This window comes from Ruegeria sp. B10, assembly GCF_056539825.1.
On sequence record NZ_JBQFVP010000013.1, the window covers coordinates 131,227 to 147,893 of the forward strand.

15 protein-coding genes and 1 pseudogene are annotated in these 16,667 nt (G+C 58.7%); 4 read left to right on the top strand and 12 right to left on the bottom strand.

Features of this window, described 5'->3' with window-relative positions:
• The first annotated feature begins 2 nt into the window (after window positions 1-2).
• The gene (locus ACR0J4_RS18030) at window positions 3-1,250 is read left to right on the top strand and encodes an MGH1-like glycoside hydrolase domain-containing protein (RefSeq protein ID WP_480668762.1); all 1,248 of its coding nucleotides are present in this window, start codon (window positions 3-5) and stop codon (window positions 1,248-1,250) included.
• A complete protein-coding gene (locus ACR0J4_RS18035; RefSeq protein ID WP_170640065.1) occupies window positions 1,250-2,314 on the top strand; it encodes an ABC transporter ATP-binding protein in 1,065 nt (354 codons plus the stop codon). Before ACR0J4_RS18030 ends, ACR0J4_RS18035 begins: the two co-directional genes overlap by 1 nt.
• Before the next feature lie 676 nt (window positions 2,315-2,990).
• Here the strand turns inward: ACR0J4_RS18035 and ACR0J4_RS18040 are convergent.
• Both ACR0J4_RS18040 and ACR0J4_RS18045 read right to left on the bottom strand, forming a co-directional pair.
• Window positions 2,991-4,634 (bottom strand): N,N-dimethylformamidase beta subunit family domain-containing protein, encoded by a 1,644-nt coding sequence (locus tag ACR0J4_RS18040; RefSeq protein WP_170640063.1) that lies wholly within the window; start codon window positions 4,632-4,634, stop codon window positions 2,991-2,993.
• Window positions 4,635-4,638: 4 nt separating this feature from the next.
• Window positions 4,639-7,119 (bottom strand): CoA transferase, encoded by a 2,481-nt coding sequence (locus tag ACR0J4_RS18045; protein WP_170640061.1) that lies wholly within the window; start codon window positions 7,117-7,119, stop codon window positions 4,639-4,641.
• 82 nt (window positions 7,120-7,201) lie between these two features.
• On the opposite strand from ACR0J4_RS18045, the gene ACR0J4_RS18050 reads away from it, so the two are divergent.
• The gene (locus tag ACR0J4_RS18050; protein WP_170640059.1) at window positions 7,202-8,155 is read left to right on the top strand and encodes a helix-turn-helix domain-containing protein; all 954 of its coding nucleotides are present in this window, start codon (window positions 7,202-7,204) and stop codon (window positions 8,153-8,155) included.
• Between the two features lie 367 nt (window positions 8,156-8,522).
• Here ACR0J4_RS18050 and ACR0J4_RS18055 read toward each other — a convergent pair.
• The 5 genes and pseudogenes from ACR0J4_RS18055 to ACR0J4_RS18075 all read right to left on the bottom strand — a co-directional run.
• Window positions 8,523-9,184: pseudogene (locus ACR0J4_RS18055) on the bottom strand (ATP-binding cassette domain-containing protein); the annotation flags it as partial.
• Window positions 9,154-9,420 (bottom strand): hypothetical protein, encoded by a 267-nt coding sequence (locus tag ACR0J4_RS18060; RefSeq protein ID WP_170747409.1) that lies wholly within the window; start codon window positions 9,418-9,420, stop codon window positions 9,154-9,156. The pseudogene ACR0J4_RS18055 and the gene ACR0J4_RS18060, both read right to left, overlap by 31 nt.
• A gap of 258 nt (window positions 9,421-9,678) precedes the next feature.
• On the bottom strand, window positions 9,679-10,374 hold the full coding sequence (locus ACR0J4_RS18065; RefSeq protein ID WP_480668770.1) for a glycine betaine ABC transporter substrate-binding protein: 696 nt from the start codon (window positions 10,372-10,374) through the stop codon (window positions 9,679-9,681).
• Window positions 10,317-10,475: a hypothetical protein gene (locus ACR0J4_RS18070; RefSeq protein ID WP_480668763.1), complete on the bottom strand. Its 159-nt coding sequence runs from the start codon at window positions 10,473-10,475 to the stop codon at window positions 10,317-10,319. The genes ACR0J4_RS18065 and ACR0J4_RS18070 overlap by 58 nt, the downstream gene beginning before the upstream one ends.
• Window positions 10,476-10,935: 460 nt before the next feature.
• Window positions 10,936-11,226, bottom strand: a complete 291-nt coding sequence (locus tag ACR0J4_RS18075; RefSeq protein ID WP_170555967.1) for an oxidoreductase C-terminal domain-containing protein — start codon at window positions 11,224-11,226, stop codon at window positions 10,936-10,938.
• A gap of 155 nt (window positions 11,227-11,381) precedes the next feature.
• Here ACR0J4_RS18075 and ACR0J4_RS18080 point away from each other — a divergent pair, with 155 nt between their 5' ends.
• Window positions 11,382-11,570, top strand: a complete 189-nt coding sequence (locus ACR0J4_RS18080; RefSeq protein ID WP_480668764.1) for a hypothetical protein — start codon at window positions 11,382-11,384, stop codon at window positions 11,568-11,570.
• Between the two features lie 119 nt (window positions 11,571-11,689).
• Here ACR0J4_RS18080 and ACR0J4_RS18085 read toward each other — a convergent pair whose 3' ends face one another.
• The 5 genes from ACR0J4_RS18085 to ACR0J4_RS18105 all read right to left on the bottom strand — a co-directional run bounded on the left by ACR0J4_RS18085 (window position 11,690) and on the right by ACR0J4_RS18105 (window position 16,667).
• The gene (locus tag ACR0J4_RS18085) at window positions 11,690-12,616 is read right to left on the bottom strand and encodes a 3-hydroxyacyl-CoA dehydrogenase NAD-binding domain-containing protein (protein WP_170640057.1); all 927 of its coding nucleotides are present in this window, start codon (window positions 12,614-12,616) and stop codon (window positions 11,690-11,692) included.
• Window positions 12,616-13,362 (bottom strand): SDR family oxidoreductase, encoded by a 747-nt coding sequence (locus tag ACR0J4_RS18090; protein WP_170640055.1) that lies wholly within the window; start codon window positions 13,360-13,362, stop codon window positions 12,616-12,618. Before ACR0J4_RS18090 ends, ACR0J4_RS18085 begins: the two co-directional genes overlap by 1 nt.
• Complete coding sequence (locus tag ACR0J4_RS18095) at window positions 13,355-14,776, bottom strand: aminobutyraldehyde dehydrogenase (protein WP_170640053.1); 1,422 nt, start codon at window positions 14,774-14,776, stop codon at window positions 13,355-13,357. The genes ACR0J4_RS18090 and ACR0J4_RS18095 overlap by 8 nt, the downstream gene beginning before the upstream one ends.
• 12 nt (window positions 14,777-14,788) lie before the next feature.
• Window positions 14,789-15,718, bottom strand: coding sequence for a 3,5-dioxohexanoate:acetyl-CoA acetone transferase (gene kce / locus ACR0J4_RS18100; protein ID WP_170640051.1), 930 nt, complete (start codon window positions 15,716-15,718; stop codon window positions 14,789-14,791).
• 154 nt (window positions 15,719-15,872) lie between these two features.
• Window positions 15,873-16,667, bottom strand: a complete 795-nt coding sequence (locus ACR0J4_RS18105; RefSeq protein ID WP_170640049.1) for an SDR family oxidoreductase — start codon at window positions 16,665-16,667, stop codon at window positions 15,873-15,875.

Genomic DNA, 16,667 nt, shown 5'->3' on the forward strand with positions numbered 1-16,667 from the left:
AAATGAACCACTTTACTTCGCCGACAGAGTCAGCACGCAATATCCTGATCGCCAATGATCGGGGTGGCTATACGATCCCGACCAGCGGGCTCTATCCCTACCAATGGAACTGGGACAGCGCGATCGCCGCGCTGGGCTTTGCCGAGTTCGATATCGACCGCGCCTGGACTGAGCTTGAGACGCTGTTCTCGGGCCAGTGGGAGGACGGCATGGTCCCCCACATCCTGTTCCACAAAACAGATCCGGGCTATTTCCCTGGCCCGGATGTCTGGGGTGGCATCGGCCCGGTTGCCTCCTCTGGCGTAACCCAGCCACCGCTGGCGGCCACCATGGCCCGGCGGGTATGGGAGAAAGACCGTGCGGCTGGTGAAGCCCGGCTCCGCGCCCTGTTCCCGGCTATGCTGGCCTGGCATCGGTGGTTCATGACATGGCGTCTCGATGACCACGGCGCGGTTTGCACCACCCACCCATGGGAGGCAGGGCGTGACAATGCACCGGACTGGGACGACGCAATGGCGAGCATTGATGCCTCAGACGTGGGCGAATACCAGCGTCGCGACACGAGCCACGTGAACAGCGCCGACCGGCCCACCAAATACGACTATGACCGCTACATCAAACTTGTCCAGATTGGGCGTGAAGCGGGCTGGGATCAGCAGCAATTGCTTGAGAAGAACCCGTTCCGCGTCGCCGATCCGACGATGAGTTTCACAACTCTACGCGCCGCCCGTGATCTGCTGGCGATCAGCGAGGAATTGGGGATCAGGGCCGAAGGCCTCGGTGAAGACGTGGACCGGCTAGAGGCAGGCGCAGAGTCACTGTGGAACGAGGCTTTGGGCACCTTTGATTCCCGAAATGCGCATACGGGAAAATGGGCTGAAAGCGTCTCAAATGCAAGCTATCTGTGCTGGTATGCAGGCATTGAATCCCAACAAATGTTGGACCGATTGAAAACTGTTTTGATCACGGTCCCGCACCCGATCCCTAGCTATGATCATAAATCTCCCAAATTTGACGAACGCCGGTATTGGCGTGGGCCAACATGGGCGTTCATGAACATGCTTACTGGGTTCGGTTTAAAGGATATGGGCCACGGGGTTGAGGCCGAAGCACTTCGCCTGAAAACCGGTCGTCTGATCGCGGGCCACGGCTTTGCCGAATATTACGACCCGATTACCGGCAGTCCCGCTGGGGGCAACTCTTTCACATGGACCGCTGCCGTCTGGCTGCATTGGGCGGGGAGGAACTGATGGGCAGCATAGAGCTCAATTCCGTCGAAAAATGGTTCGGCGAAGTGCAGGTGATCAAAGGCATCGATCTAAAGATCGAAGAGGGTGAGTTCGTCGTCTTCGTCGGCCCGTCGGGCTGTGGTAAATCGACCCTGTTGCGGATGATCGGTGGGCTCGAGGACATTTCTCGCGGGTCTCTTTTGATCAATGGGGATGACGTCACCGACAATCCACCTTCAAAGCGCGGGCTGACCATGGTGTTCCAGTCCTACGCTCTTTATCCTCACCTGACGGTGGCCGAAAACATGGGGTTCTCGCTGAAAGTGGCGGGCGTATCCAAGGGGGAGATTGCTGAACGCGTGGGCAAAGCCGCCGAGGTACTCAAGCTGGAACCCTATTTGGAGCGCAAACCTAAAGACCTGTCCGGCGGCCAGCGTCAGCGCGTTGCAATCGGTCGGTCAATTGTGCGTGATCCCACCGCATTCCTGTTCGATGAGCCGCTATCCAACCTAGACGCCGCTCTCAGGGTCGAAATGCGGTATGAGATTGCCAAGCTTCACCAGAGCCTCAACCGCACGATGATCTATGTGACTCATGATCAGGTCGAGGCGATGACACTGGCCGATCGTATCGTGGTGCTGGAATTCGGTAAGATCGCGCAGGTCGGTACTCCACGCGATTTATACGAACGCCCCGCCAACCTGTTCGTGGCGCAGTTCATCGGCAGTCCGAAAATGAACGTCATTCCCTGCACCGTGTCTGGCGATCAGTTTCAGCTGGAAAACGGTGGAGGCGGCCCGTTTGATCGGACGGGTACAGCCACGATGCTGGGCATCCGTCCGGAACATATCAGTGTGGTCGAACCTGGCTCGGGTCACAGCGACGGCAAAGTTGAGGTGGTCGAGTATCTTGGCGCAGATATGTTCATCATCGTCGATTGCGGGTTTGATGAGAAGGTGACGGCTCGCCTTGGCGGGGACACGCAGATCAAAGCCGGAGCGCAAATCGGCTTGTATTTTGCACCCGAGAAACTGCAATTTTTCGACGCGGCAGGGCAGACGATTAGCCCAGATGAACGGGTGTGACACTTTTGAGATGTTTGGGGATGTGTCGCAAGCTTCTGGAATGGCCAGAGCCAGCGACTCACTGGACACACCTGTCCTGAGATCTCAGCAAATAGACGAAAACCAGCCGGCGTGGAGCTAGAGAAATGCCGCTTCCAGTAGTGTTGGCGATCTCAATACTGTCCATTGCAGCTGAGGCGGATCTGAACGACTTGAACGCGCATATGTGCAGTCTGTTGCACTTGATGAAGCGATGATCCTGCTCGATCAAGTTTTCAAGAAATTTGACCTGACTGTTTGGATTTTGACTGAGCAACGAAGCCGACTAAGGATTTTGTTCGCTTTTCTAATGCGCGTGAATAGCGATCATCGGCGTGTCTTGAGAACCTACCTATTAAGAGTGGCGCGGTCCACCGGCCGCCGCGTTCAGCCATGATATCTTCGAAGTCGCGATTGGATACCGTGTACCGCAGATAGAACTATGGCGTGCAAAACTGCAACCTTGGGTAATGACAGCCTTTCGACGAGTTCATGCCAAAACCTGTTCGAAAATTTTTCGATCAGTACAAACCTAAGATAACGCAGGCTCGTCGACAAGACTCGAAAGATTGCGACACATCCGTTCTGGTTCAGTGAACAGGAAAGTGACAAGGACGTTGCCTCCTTCAAGGACTGGCTGCTCGGACAGACGCAGAAGCTACCGCCAGCGTTCCCTCGATTTGCCAAACCTGTTCAGGACGTTGCGTGTGATCTGTTCGACTTGGTCGTCCTGCCGGATCAGGCCCGCGATCCATTCGCAGGTCGCGGCGGTGAATATCTCGCCCTTGCCACGCCGCCACGAGATGATCATTCCGTTGCCGCGTTTGCAGGCGTCCAAGGTTTCGGGCGTGACCTCTCCGAAGAGCACCTGCGCTTTGAACGCCGCATCCGCTGACCCGACGTAGAGCGTTTCACCCCAAATACCGTGATCTGCCTCGATATTGGTGGCGAGCCCCATTGCGAGGATGTCGATCTCCGGCACGGCACCGTCCGTGCAGTTCGGAAAGGGCAACCCATCCTCGAAGCGATAGTCCAGCCCGTCGACCTCATAGCCGAAAATCCGCGATCGCGCGCCCAGCAAGTCACCATAGCCGAGCCCGGCTCCGTGAAAGGCCCAGTGTTCGTCGCGGTAAATCGTGAAGCCGCCCGCACCGCCGCCAACACAGTTGCCAAGACCGGCATAGACGCCGCGCAGGGCGTTGACACCGAAGGTCAACGCGCCGGGACGGTTGACTGGGTTCACCTCGAAGGCCCCCGAGACAAGGTGCTCTTGTTCTGTCCCCATCAAAGGGTCCTGATCTGCGATGTATTTGTAGCAAACCTGAGTGCGGCCTTCGTCCTCTATCCGGGTCTGCCACAGGAAATTCCCGGCAAACCGCGCGACATGGCCTCCGGAGTCGACATAGGCATCGACAGCGTCTCGCATATCCGCGCTCCAGTATTCATCGTGGCCAACGAATATCGCACAGGCATACCGGTTCAGAAGATCTGGGTCGCGGTGCAGATCGTGCTGTGTGATCACGTCGAGCTCATATCCCTCAGCCTCGGCCCAACGGGCGAAATGGCGTTCATAGCTTGCCCAGCCCGCTGAGGCATATTTCTTGGAATAGCCATAGGCATAGGCCCACTCCATGTAAGGATAGCGCACCATCTCGCCGGGCTTGGTCGGCTGTTCGCGCAGCGCACGCGGTGCGCCCTCGGGCAGTTTGCAGAACCCGCGTGTCCATGGCCTCTGTGTGGAGACGAAGGGTGAAAATGCATCGCCATTCGGCCCTGTGATACCCTCATAGTGATTGGACCCGCCCCAGCAATTATAGGCTAGCCAGGTGCCTGTTGCACAAACCAGAACAAAGGGCGGTGGCGCGGCATCGGGCGCGGTTCTGATTAGAATGACATGGTGTTCTTCAACCACATCATGGCCCTTCCGAGCGCGGAAAGTGACCAGATAACCGCCGGGTACCCAATCATCGGGGATGGTGAAGGCATAGGTCTCGGGCCAGTCGCAGCCCTTGACCGAGCAATCCCGGGGCGTTGGATGATGCGCCCCCGACAGGCCGCTCTTGGTCAGTAGTGGCTCATAGAGTTGCCCGTCGCGGCCGATCTCAAGCTCCCATTCCGTTGCCGTGGTGGACACGTGCAGCGCAACGCGGTCCCCGAGTGTATAGCTCATTTCTGGGGTGTAGCCCCATATTTCCAGAACCGCCTCGTCACGCGCCGGGCCGATATAGTAGTTATCAAGGATATGGCGCGCCTTTGCACGGGTGCGCGGCGTGGTCGCCGGTCCGGGGTGGTCCTGTGTCATATGTCTACTCCGGCAAATACTTGTCCGACCAGCTTTCGGCAGCTGCGCCATTTTCGATCATGTGCCCGATTTCCTCGTTCGTATAGCCTAGCCGTGCGAGGATTTCGCGCGTGTCCTGCCCGTATTTCGAAGCAGGTCCGGGGATCGTGATCGAGGCTTTCTCGGGCCGCACCGCATTGGGCGCGACAAGGTCGACCCACCTCCCCATCGGATGCTGATTATGGCGCACCGCGCGGAAAGTCGCCCTGGATATGTCGATCCTGCCGTCGCTTTCGAACTGCAGGCCTGCGTCGCGCGTGTCATGAAGGGAACCAAGAGGCGTGATACCTACCGAGCCCCCTGCAAAGGCACGCATCCAGTCAGCCACCGGTTTTTGCGCAAACCGCTCGGCAAGGGCGGCTTCCAATTCGGTGTCATCCTTGTCGACGAGGTCGGCCACATCCGGCACCTGGCTCAGGGCCGCTTCCCGCTCTGTCGGGGCAGCAAAGAACATCCAGCCATCGGCGGCGGCATAACAGCGACAGAACGGCCCCCAACCTCGCACCTCGCGTCCTGAAGGCTCGTCGAACGCTGGACGCCCTTCGAAATCATACATGAATTGCGCCTGGATCATTTCACCTGCAGCGGCCAGTGAGGCGCGGGCAACACCACCTTTGCCGGTCACCCTTAACCGTTCCAGCGCCGCTCCGAGGGCCACGCAGGCACAATGCCCGGTCAGCGCGTCGATCGTACCGAAATGAGCATGTTCCTCGGGTGTCTCAGGCCCGCCACCAAAGCGGGTCATCACACCTGTCGCGGCTTGCGCGAGATCGTCATAGCCAAGATGATCCGATTTTGGCCCCCGACGCGGCCCGCCCCACGCATCAAGCTGCACCATAATGAGCCGCGGATTGAGTTCCTTCAGTCGCGCTTCGCTCAGGCCCAGTGCATCACGTTGCTGATCGGTGCCGTTCATGGTTATCACATCGGCCCGCGCCACCATTCGCCAAAGCGCCTCTTGCCCCTGTTCCGAGCGCAGATCGAGCAACACGCTTTTCTTGCCTCGCTGCGCATGCAGCCCGAACACCACCGCATTCCATGGATCCACCGAAGGCCGTACAGGCTGTACCAGTGTGACCTGCGCCCCGAACCGCACCAGTGTAGACCCGATGGTCGGCCCGGCAATAACGTTGGTCAGATCCAGCACCTTCAGCCCGTCAAGCCAGAGGCCTTTGCCGTCGCCGCCCACGGGCATTCGCGGCGTCTCTGCAAGAACACCGCTCAGCGCATCGCGAAAGTCGTTCCGCTGTGGCCCAGCGGTCTTGTACATCGCGTCTGGATCATCGGCCAGCCAAGCGACGTTGCCCATCTGCCGCATCCGCCCGTGGCGGGGATCGTCAAGCGCCACCACCAGCCCCGAGGTCAACGCATGTGGGTCAGCCAGCCATTCGGCCGTGCTGCGTTGCGCTGTAGCCGGAGCTTTGGCCGCTCCGAACAGCGCTTCCCATTCATGCGCGGGACGGGTCAGGAAGGCTGCTTTCATCGCATCAGCCAATCGCCTGCGATCGCCTACCCCCACCGGATAGTTGCGCAAAGCCCATTCCGCGGGCCAATCCGCCTGATCGACATAGACATCAAAATCCGGCAATTCCTTCAACAGGTCGCCAAGCCCGAGAACCTCCAGCACCCTTTGGGGGTGGTTCACGATCGAGCAGGATACGATGTAAAACCCTCGTCCATCGGCACAGGTATAGGTGCGGTAGAACGGATCAAGAAATTCGGAGAGCTCGGCAAAGCTCAGGTTGTTGGGCAGGCCTTCGCGCGCGCGCCGCTCCAACTCCAACTCACGCGGAGATTTGTAGCGCTCGGGGTAGCCCTCGATCTGTTCGCAATTGTAAACCAGCCCCTCCAGCAGGGCAGACGCAAGCGGTACTTCGATGTGGTCGCCTCCCATCCGGGGCCGCGCGGCCAACGCAAATAGGACCGACATCGCGCCGAATGCGGCACCATAGGCCGAGGCCAGTCCCAGCGGGGTAAAGGAAGGGTTGATCCCCATCAGCCGACGGTTCAACCCCATGTCGGTAAATTGCCCAGTGCGCGCCGCGATCACCGCTTCCCAGGCTGCCATCCCGGCGAGCTCGGAATCGGTTGACGCAAAGCCGGGAAGCGAAAGCGAGACGATGTCGGCGTTCACCTGCCTGAGCGCCTCCGGCCCAAGCCCCAGCCGCTCCATCACACCGGGACGGAAGTTCTCGATCACCACGTCAGCGCGACGAACCAGATTTAGAGCAGTATCGCGTCCGTCGGCTGTCTTGAGATCAAGCGTCAGCGCACGCTTGCCACGCGATAACATGTCGAAAGCGGGGTCCTGCCACCTGGGTCCACCTGGCGGATCAATGCGGATCACCTCGGCCCCGAGATCGGCCAGCATCATCCCGACCAACGGTCCGGCCAGAAAATGCCCAAAATCAAGGACACGAATGTGGGAAAGCGGGCGGTTCTGCATGGTTACTGGATCCTGTTCCGACGGTTTACCCCCACAAATCTATGAAATTGTCTGGGCGTGTTTCATATTCATCCTGCCAAAAATGACATCTAATCTGCCAATGCATCCCTTCCACGTCTCTGTTTTCCTGTGCAATGCCTTTTCCAATATGGTGCATGCATGCCTGCTTGAACCGTTGCGGGTGGTGCGCGATCAAACCGGTGCAGATATCCGCTGGAATATCCTGACGGATGGCGACCGTACCGTAAGCAGTTCCAGCGGTCTGAGCGTTTCGCCGGACATGTCGATTGTAGACGCGCCCAAACCTGATCTGGTCATTATCATAGGTGGCGACGCCTTTCGCGACACCAAAGGCGTGACCGCCGCCCGCAGTCTTGGACAATTTATGCAGAGCGCAACGGTGATTGCAGCCGATACCGGTGCTTGGGTGTTGGCGCGGGGCGGGTTTCTGAACGCTCGGAATGCCACGTTGCACTGGCAGCTTCTTGAGGAACTCGCCGAGGAGTTTCCCGAGGTCAACGTCCTTCCCGATCGCCATGTGCAAGACGACCGTTTCTGGACATGCGGCAGCGCGGCGGCGGCGATTGATCTGATGTTGAAATTCATTCGAGAGCGGTTTGGCGCCTCGGTCGCATTTGATGCCGGTGCAATGTTCCTACACGATAACGCCCGACGGCACGGCGCCTCATATCCCGATCAGGTATTGTCGCAAGCGGTGTCCCCGAAGCTCAAACGTGTCGGTGTGCTCATGTCCGAAACGCTCGAAACGGCGCTGTCTATCCCCGCCCTAGCGGAACAGGCACACATATCTGAACGGTCCTTGCGCCGTCTGTTCTGGGCAGAATTGCAGACGACGCCTGGGCGATACTACTTGCTTCTTCGCCTGGCCCGCGCCCGGGAGTTGCTTCGACACAGCAGCCTCTCAGTCGATCAAATCGCTTTGCGTTGCGGTTTTGCCAATGCGATCACCCTGGCACGTAGTCTGCGCAAGAATTTCGTAACCGATCCGCTTCAGGATCGCCGGGCAAATCTGTGACTATTTCAACCTACGTTTTGCGAAAATTGCCCTGCAAAAGGCAAGCAACAAATTTTCGGGCTTTGCTGAGCATTGCCTACACTAATCGAAGTGTTCAAAAACGGCCGTTGGGGCGATCCCCACGAACCGCAGGGCATTGTCTCTAACCTGCTGTTATAGAGGTCTGTGGTGAAGCCCAGAGGCCCTTAAAGCAGACTTTGAAGCAAACTGTTGTTTCCGTCGCTAAGGACGGAAAGTGGAAGTTCACGCTACCTTACGCGGTGCCACATTCAGTACAAAAAAGCTGTCGTTGTCAGATTTAGGGAAAAACGGAGCCCTCATTGAATCTGCGAAAAACGTTGATCTCCCAAATTTTCGCGCTTTCCGGCGGCTCGCCCTGTTTCACCATAGCGCCGTCTTTCAAAACCACAAAGTGATCTTCCAATTTATGCGCTTCATCCCAATCGTAGGTGAAGAAGACTATGGTTTTGTGCAACTCGTCTTGCAACTCAAGCAGCATATCCGTGCGGATCAACGGATCCAGCGCCGAGAATGCCTCTTCCATTAGCATAATGTCCGAGTTTGAAGTCAATGCACGTGCAATGCCCACGCGTTGTTGCGTCCCGCTAGACAATTGTGCGGGATAGCGCGCCTCATACCCCATAAGCCCCACGCGCGCCAACCATTTGCGCGCCCGATCCTCGCAGGTTTGTTAGTCGACATCCTGAATTTGCTATGCCATCGCGGCGTTTTGCAGGACCGTGCCATGGGGCAGCAGGGCGAATTTCTGGAACACCATCGACATCTTCTTTCGTTGCAAACGGCGCAGGTCCGCGGCGAATAGCTATGTTACGTCTTCGCCATCCAACAGGATCTCGCCCGTTGTGGGTTCGATCAGGCGATTCAGGTGGCGGATCAGTGTCGATTTGTCCGGCCCGGACAGGCCATGAGCACGGTCGTTTCGCCAGCCTGCATATCAACATGGATATCCTGTAGTCCGAGCACGTGCTTGCGGTCGGTCAGAAGGTCGGCCTTGTCCAAACCGGCGCGACCCGGAGCGGTACCAAGACCGACCAAGGCAGAGCGAAAAAAAGGTAGTGCGTTCCATCAAGTGCCCAGCTGAGCGGTTGGGTCCGCGGATCCAACACCAATTTCAACCCGTCTCGCATCGAAAGAATAAAGTCTGCGATCTCCATGGTCATATCCCGAGTTTGGGCAATCGCTGCATAGCTGTAATGCAGGTTGTCGAGCGACGGGAAGGGGAGCATTTCGCCATTTGCGTCCACTTGATCGCCGTCCTATTTGGGCCAACATCTGCGCCATCGAAATCGGCTCGCCTTCTGTATTGGCGTAGCACCAGTCGCGCAGACCAAGTGCGTCGAAAAGCTCGTCATAGAAGGCCATGCGCCCCTCCTGTCTTGGGAAAGGCCTCGCCTTCTACACGGCGTGGTAGTGAGTGTCTGCAGGGGGTTACTTCAACAGCGCGGACAGCTTGCCACGTGCTTCGTCCCTGAGCGAATGCGACCATGTATCGTGATAGTTGATCAAGAAATGGCCGCGGCCCCTTCATAGGACGCGCTGTTTTCATCCTGCCAGGCCAGCACTGCTCCCATGTGGTCGTTGGTAAATGACATCAGCTTGAGGAACTCGACCAACTTGGGTTCGCGCTCCAGAAGGCTGGGGATCTTGGCGGTGGGATAGGCGGACAATATTGACGCGGCGCATTCGGGGTCCCCGTTGCAGGTATGCGCGCTCTGAACAAAGGGCGCAGTTTCCACATGCACCATCGGGTATTTGCCCAGCACTGAAGTCGGTGCCCGGTAGTATCCGAACCAGGGTTCCTTGGCGGCATATGCCGCAGCGATGGTGGTGGCCAAAGTTTCGCCCAATCTGTGCTGGAACTGGTCAATCCCGTGGCCAGCCATGTCCACTGCTTTGGCGTTACTCTGGTTCACCAAATCACACGCCCAACCGGCGGGGCAATCATGGAACTGCCCTCCGACCAGTTGCGGTTTGGTCAAGATACCGTCCAGCGTCTTCAACTCAAGATGAGTTTCGGCCAGATAGGAGGGGATCAACGAGGCGTCGACGCCGTCATCAGTCACAGCATTGCCAAGCTCGATTGGCTTTCCTTCGCTGCGCAACTCTTCATAGACCGGCGAGGAGTTTTTCCAGAGTTTCGTCAGGTTGTCCGGGTCGCCGGTTTCGCAATCGAGGCCATCGCCGGGTTGGTCGAAGATGGCACCGTGTTCAACGTGCAGCGGTGGCTAGTTTCGAGCAGGAACTTGTCAACCGACGTCACCACCGCCGACAATGCCCATTCCATTTCGGTGATCGACACCTGGCCACAGTCGGCAAGGGCTGACGTGGTCCCCAGAGCAGTAAAAAGGGTGGCTGCGGCAAGCATTTTTTCTTGAAGGTCATTTGGTCTCCCAGTCGCTCCTATCGGTAGGGGTGCGACGCGATTTTCCGCGCTCTGGTTTGATCCGGTGGCATTCAGAATTGCGCGTATTTTCAATCTCAAGATACGCTCCTTGCTGCGATCTGAACCTGATCAGTTATTTTCTGCAGGTTTCTTGTTCTCCCCGTCAAAATGGGAAACCTCGCCAGGATTTCCTGACGACGCAAGAATCGGGAAGCAAATCAGGTCTGGCTTACATCAGGTCTCTGGCCGTGACGCCAAGGGCTGCGACACGTGATTTCGGTGGAGTTTTGCCCGCATCGATCAAGCGTTTCGCGGACGTTTACCCGCGCGGGTCGTTGATCGCGTCGACCGCCAAAAACGTGTCGCCAAGATAGTATCAAAGCGACAACGCTCCGTTGTCAACAGCTCGGTGCACGACCTCGTGGTGGCCCGCCGACAAGCCCACGATTTGGAGCTTGGTGGCATTCTGACTCGACCAGAACCATGGCTTGGCGCCATGGGATGCGCAGCGCGCGAGAATCGTTGCATCGGCCAAATAGTGTTGATTTGCCAGATGCAACTCGCGGAAATGGACCGAGGTCGCCTGCGACAAGATGCGAACCGCCGCTTCCAACAAGGTCATGGGCAGGCCCAGCTTGACCTGCACCCCTGCGGCTTGAAGCCCCAATTAGCCCCGACCGACCACCAGCGCATTGCTCCCCAACTACGCCTGGAACGCGAACGCCCCGGCATCTGCCAGATCGCGCTTGGTCAACTCGCTTTTCAGGCTCCCCTTGAGGCATCTGGCAAGCGCGGTGGGCGTGAACCAGTTGGCAGCACCAGATGATCATCGAAGACGGAGCCGTCTGTTTCGGTGCGCACCTGATTGTTGACCCGGTCTATTTCCACGACACGGCAGCCGGTACGCAGGGTGATGTCATTCTCACCGCAATACGCTTCAGACCGCAGAAGCAAACGCGCGTGCGCCAACCCGCCCAGAAGAAGCACCTTGACAGCGGAGGGCGTCGATAGGGCAGCGCGTGCTCCTCTCCGACCAGTGTGATCGGCCCCTCATGCCCGCGATCACGCAGGTCAGCGCAGTCCGAAAACCCGGCCTGCTTGGTGTCAATAGCCACAACGTGGTTCTTCAACTAACGCAAACCTGCAGTGGCTTTCTGCATCGCCAGGATCAACGCGTCGCGTTTTGCCGACAGCTCGGCTGGGCTTTGCCCGCGTGCCTCGTCGCGCACGCCTTCGATCAAGATGCGCGAAACAACGTCATCCAGATGCACCTGTCCCAGATCATCCCACCAGCTGTTAAACGTGTCGGAGAAATGATCGCAAAACGCCTGAAGCCCGCCTGCGCCTGCTCCTAGATTGAACAACATGGTTGGCCCCATCGCGGCCCAACGCAAGCCCGGGCCGGCCCAGACCGCCTTGTCCACGTCCTCGACGCTCGCCACGCCTTCGACTACCAATGAAATCGCTTCGCGCCAGATCGCAGCTTGCAGGCGGTTCGCGACGTGGCCGTTCTTTTCCTTGTTCACCCGGATGGTAACCTTTCCCACTGCTTCGTAAAACCGTTCGGCCCCGTCCACCGCCGCCGGGTCGGTAAGGTCATTGCCCAGGATTTCCACCAACGGGATCAGGTGGGGCGGATTGAACGGGTGCCCCAGCACGAAGCGTGCGGGGTCTTTCCAGCCTTCCTGCATCTGGCTCAGTATCAGGCCCGAGGCCGAACTGGCGACAATGGCCTGCGGGTCTAGAACCGGCTCGATCTCGGCAAAGGTGCTGTGTTTAATAAGCAGGCGTTCAGGCACGTTTTCCTGGATGAACGCGGCTCCGGCGACTGCCTTGGCGGCACTGTCGTGAAAGCTGATTGCGTCAGGGGCGCCGTTCTCGGTCAGTCCCAGCTCGGTCAGGGTTGGCCAGGCCATCTCGACATAGTCGCGCACCTGCTTTTCCACCTTCGACGCCGGATCGAACACCGCAACCGAACGTCCAGAAGCCAAGAAAAGCGCCGCCCAGCTGGCCCCGATGACTCCACCACCAAGGCAGGCCGTATGTGCAAATTCCATCAGAACAATCCCGGGTTGAGGGGCGAGGCAGCAGTCAAGCCGCCATCGACTGTGAAACATTCGCCAGACACGTAAGCCGCCTGATCCGATGCCAGCCAACTTACCATGTTGGCAATGTCGGCGGGTTCCCCGAACCGGCCCACCGGGTGGCGGGCCATTGCGTCGGCCATGGCTTTCTCAGGGTCTTTTGCCAGGGCAAACCCGTCCTCGGCCATCTCCGTCATGATCCAGCCCGGGCGGATCGCGTTGCAGCGGACTTTTGGCCCGTGATCAACGGCAATCGATCGAGTCAGCCCGTGAACAAAGGCCTTGGACGCATTGTAAAGCGCCATGCTTGGGTCCGCGACCATGCCAGAGATTGACCCAATATTGATGATGTTGCCGCCATGTTCGGCCATATCTAACAAGGCCTCGCGGCACATGTTGAACACGCCTTTGCAGTTCACGTTCATCACTAGATCCCAATCGTCATCATCGCTGTCGGCCACGGTCTTTTCGACCTGAACGCCGGCGTTGTTGACCAACAAGGTGACGCGACCGAATGCGTTGTTTGCGGCTTTGATCAGCATCGCCGCATCGCCGGATTTCGACACATCCGCCGTGACCCAAACCACCGTGTCCGGCATGTCCTCAGGCCGGGCGCCACGTCCGCATGTGACCACATCAAAACCGTCTGCCAACAGCCGGTTCACAATGGCCCGGCCAATCCCCCGGCTTCCGCCGGTAACAATCGCGCAATTATCCATGGGCGATCATCACATGTCTGACGGCAGTGTAGGCATCGAGCGCAAAGACGCTCATATCACAGCCGGTTCCCGAAGACTTCATCGCCGCCCAGGGCATCTCCGGGGTCGCGACGCCGTGGGTATTCACCCAGGTAAATCCGTAGCGCAGCTTCGCCGACATCCGCATCGCCCGCCCGGTATTGTTGGTCCAGACCGACGAAGCCAGCCCGAACGTTCCGGCATTGGCAACCCGCAGCGCTTCGTCCTCGTCGCTGAACCGCGAGATCGTAACGACGGGGCCAAAGATCTCGTTGCAGAAGACTTCCGCATCATGGGGTACATTGGCGAGAACCGTGGGTTCATAGAAGAAGCCGGGGCCGTCGATCATCCTACCACCGGCGACAACCTCGCAAGTGTCGCGCGCCCGGTCGACAAATCCGGCCACGGTGTTGCGTTGTCCGGCTGAGATGATCGGGCCCATTTCCGTGCCCTCGGCCTTTTGCGCACCAACCTTGATCTGCCCAACCTGATCGAGCACAGCGACGACCACCTTGTCATAGACGGCATCCTGCACCAGCAAGCGGCAGGGTTGCGCGCAATCCTGACCGGCGTTGAAGAAGGAGCCATAGCGCACGGTTTCTGCAACCGCGTCGATATCGGCGTCGTCAAAGACGATCACGGGGGCCTTGCCGCCCAACTCCAGATGCACGTGGCGGATCTGACGCGAGGCCGCCTTCATCGCCTCGGCCCCGGTCGCATTGGACCCGGTGATCGAAATCGCCTCGGTGCGTGGGTTGTTGATCATCTGGCTGCCGATCTCACGGCCCGAACCGTGCAGCACGTTCACGACGCCATTGGGGGTGATGTCTGCAATCAGCTCGGCGGCCTTCAAGGTGGAAAGTGGCGTGAGTTGAGAGGGTTTCAGCGTCACGGGACAGCCCGCCGCCAAAGGCGCAGCGAGCTTCCAGGCGGCCATCATCAAAGGGTAGTTCCAGGGCGCAATCGCCGCTACCGGTCCGACCGGATCTTTTCGGATCATGCTAGTGTGACCGGCTACGTATTCGCCCGCCGTCACCCCGGTCATAGTGCGCGCGGCACCGGCGAAAAAGCGGAAGGTGTCCAGCGTCAGTGGGGTTTCATCGTTCAGCGCCGAGGGCCAAGGCTTGCCTGCGTCCAGACTTTCCAACTCGGCCAACTCCTCGATGTTGGCTTGGAGGACATCGGCGATATCTGTCAACAGTTGCGACCGCTCCGCCGGGCTGGTCTGCCCAAACGTGTCAAACGCCTCATGCGCGGCGGCAGCTGCGGCGTCTGCTTGTTCCGAGGTGGCGGCATTGACGGCGCAAATCTCTTCTCCGGTTGCCGGGTTCAGGACCGGGATCGCCGCCCCGTCTCCTTCGACAAGCTCGCCATTGATCAACAACTTTGTTTGCATGTGCTCCCCTCCTCAGAATGCGACCTGATCGCCGCCCTTCAGACCCAAACGCGCGCGCGCCTCGGCGGGGGTAGCAACCTGAAGCCCCAAATTTTCGACAATCTCCCGAATTTTGCGAACCTGTTGAGCGCTGGACACAGCTTTCTCTCCGGGTCCGATATATAGGCTGTCTTCCATACCGACCCGCACGTTCCCCCCAAGCAATGCGCTTTGCGTGGTGAACGGCATCTGGTGGCGACCGGCGGCCAGAACCGACCATTCATAGTCATCGCCAAACAGTTTGTTGGCAATGGTGTGCATGTGCATCAGGTTGTCCAGATCGGCCCCCACCCCGCCCAAGATGCCAAAAACCATCTGCACGAAAATCGGCCCTTCGATCCAACCCTGATCAATGATCCAAGCAAGGTTATAGAGGTGGCCAAGGTCATAACATTCGAACTCGAAACGCGTACCGTGGCCCTGACCGAGTTCCTTTAGGCAGTATTCGATATCCGCGAAGGTGTTGCGGAAAATGAAATCGCGGGTCATGTCCAGGAATTCGGGCTCCCAGTCATGCTTCCAGTTCGAATACTTGTCCTTCATCGGGAAAATGCCGAAGTTCATCGACCCGATATTCATGCTTGCCATTTCCGGGCTGGCGACCGTTGCGGCGCGCAGGCGTTCTTCACGAGACATGCCCAACCCACCGCCCGTAGAGACATTCATGACCGCATCTGTCGTCTGTTTGATGCGCGGCAGGAATTCCATGAAAAGGTCGGGGTTCGGGTCGGGCTTGCCGGTTTCCGGGTCGCGCGCATGCAGGTGGATGATCGAGGCGCCGGCCTCGGCGGCCTCGATGCTGGCGGTTGCGATCTCGCTCGGAGTGATTGGCAGGTGCTCCGACATGGTGGGGGTGTGAATGCCGCCTGTGGGGGCGCAGGTGATGATGACGGGCTTGGTCATGTGGTTGGCTCCTCGAAGGTCTTAGGGACAACGAACAGGTGGCATGGTTTCTCTGGCCTGCCCCAGGTCGGCCTTCGCAAAGCCAGCTCTCCAAACGCGAACGGAGGCATCACAGCGTCGACCTCCGGCTCTTGCGAACGCAACGCTTCTGACATCACAGTCTCATCTGCTGGACTTGCGCAGACAGTCCGCCGTCCAGAACCCAAAGTTGACCGCTCGCATAGCGGGCCTCGTCCGAGGCGAGCCAGTTGACCAGGTTCGCGATGTCCTCGGGCGTGCCATAGGTGCGCATCGGGTGCACGTCCCGAACAGCCTGTTGCAGCTCATCAATCGTCTTGCCACCGCCGCCGGACCCGTCGCCGGTAAAGAAGCTTTGCAGCATTGGTGTGTTGATATAGCCCGGGCAGATCGCGTTTACGCGGATGCCCTCAGGGCCGTGGTCACAAGCCATGGCGCGGGTCAGCGCATGCACCGCGCCCTTGGTGGCACAATAAGCCGCAAGGCCGGGATCGGCGATGAACCCGTCATAGCTACCAAAATTGATGATGCTGGCCGAAGCGCCGGTCTTCGCCGCCGCGCGCATCAGGGGCAAGGCGTATTTCGAGGTCAGGAAGGTGCCGGTGCAGTTTACAGCGAAGCTTTGGTTCCATTCCTCAAGCGTGGTGTCTTCGATGGTCTTCTCGATCTCGATCCCGGCTGCGTTCACCAGAATATCGAGCTTGCCTTCGTCGGCCTCGATCTGCGCCATCGCAGCTTTTACCGCAGCCTCGTCTGCCACGTTCATCGCAACAAAACGGCTACCATTATCGTCATGTTCGGCCAATGATCCCTGCGGTGTCAGATCGGCGGCATAGACGATCGCCCCTTCGCGCAGAAAGCGCGCTACGATGGCCCGGCCAATCCCTCCGCGACCGCCAGTCACGAGGGCTGTTTTTCCCTGTAGTTTCAT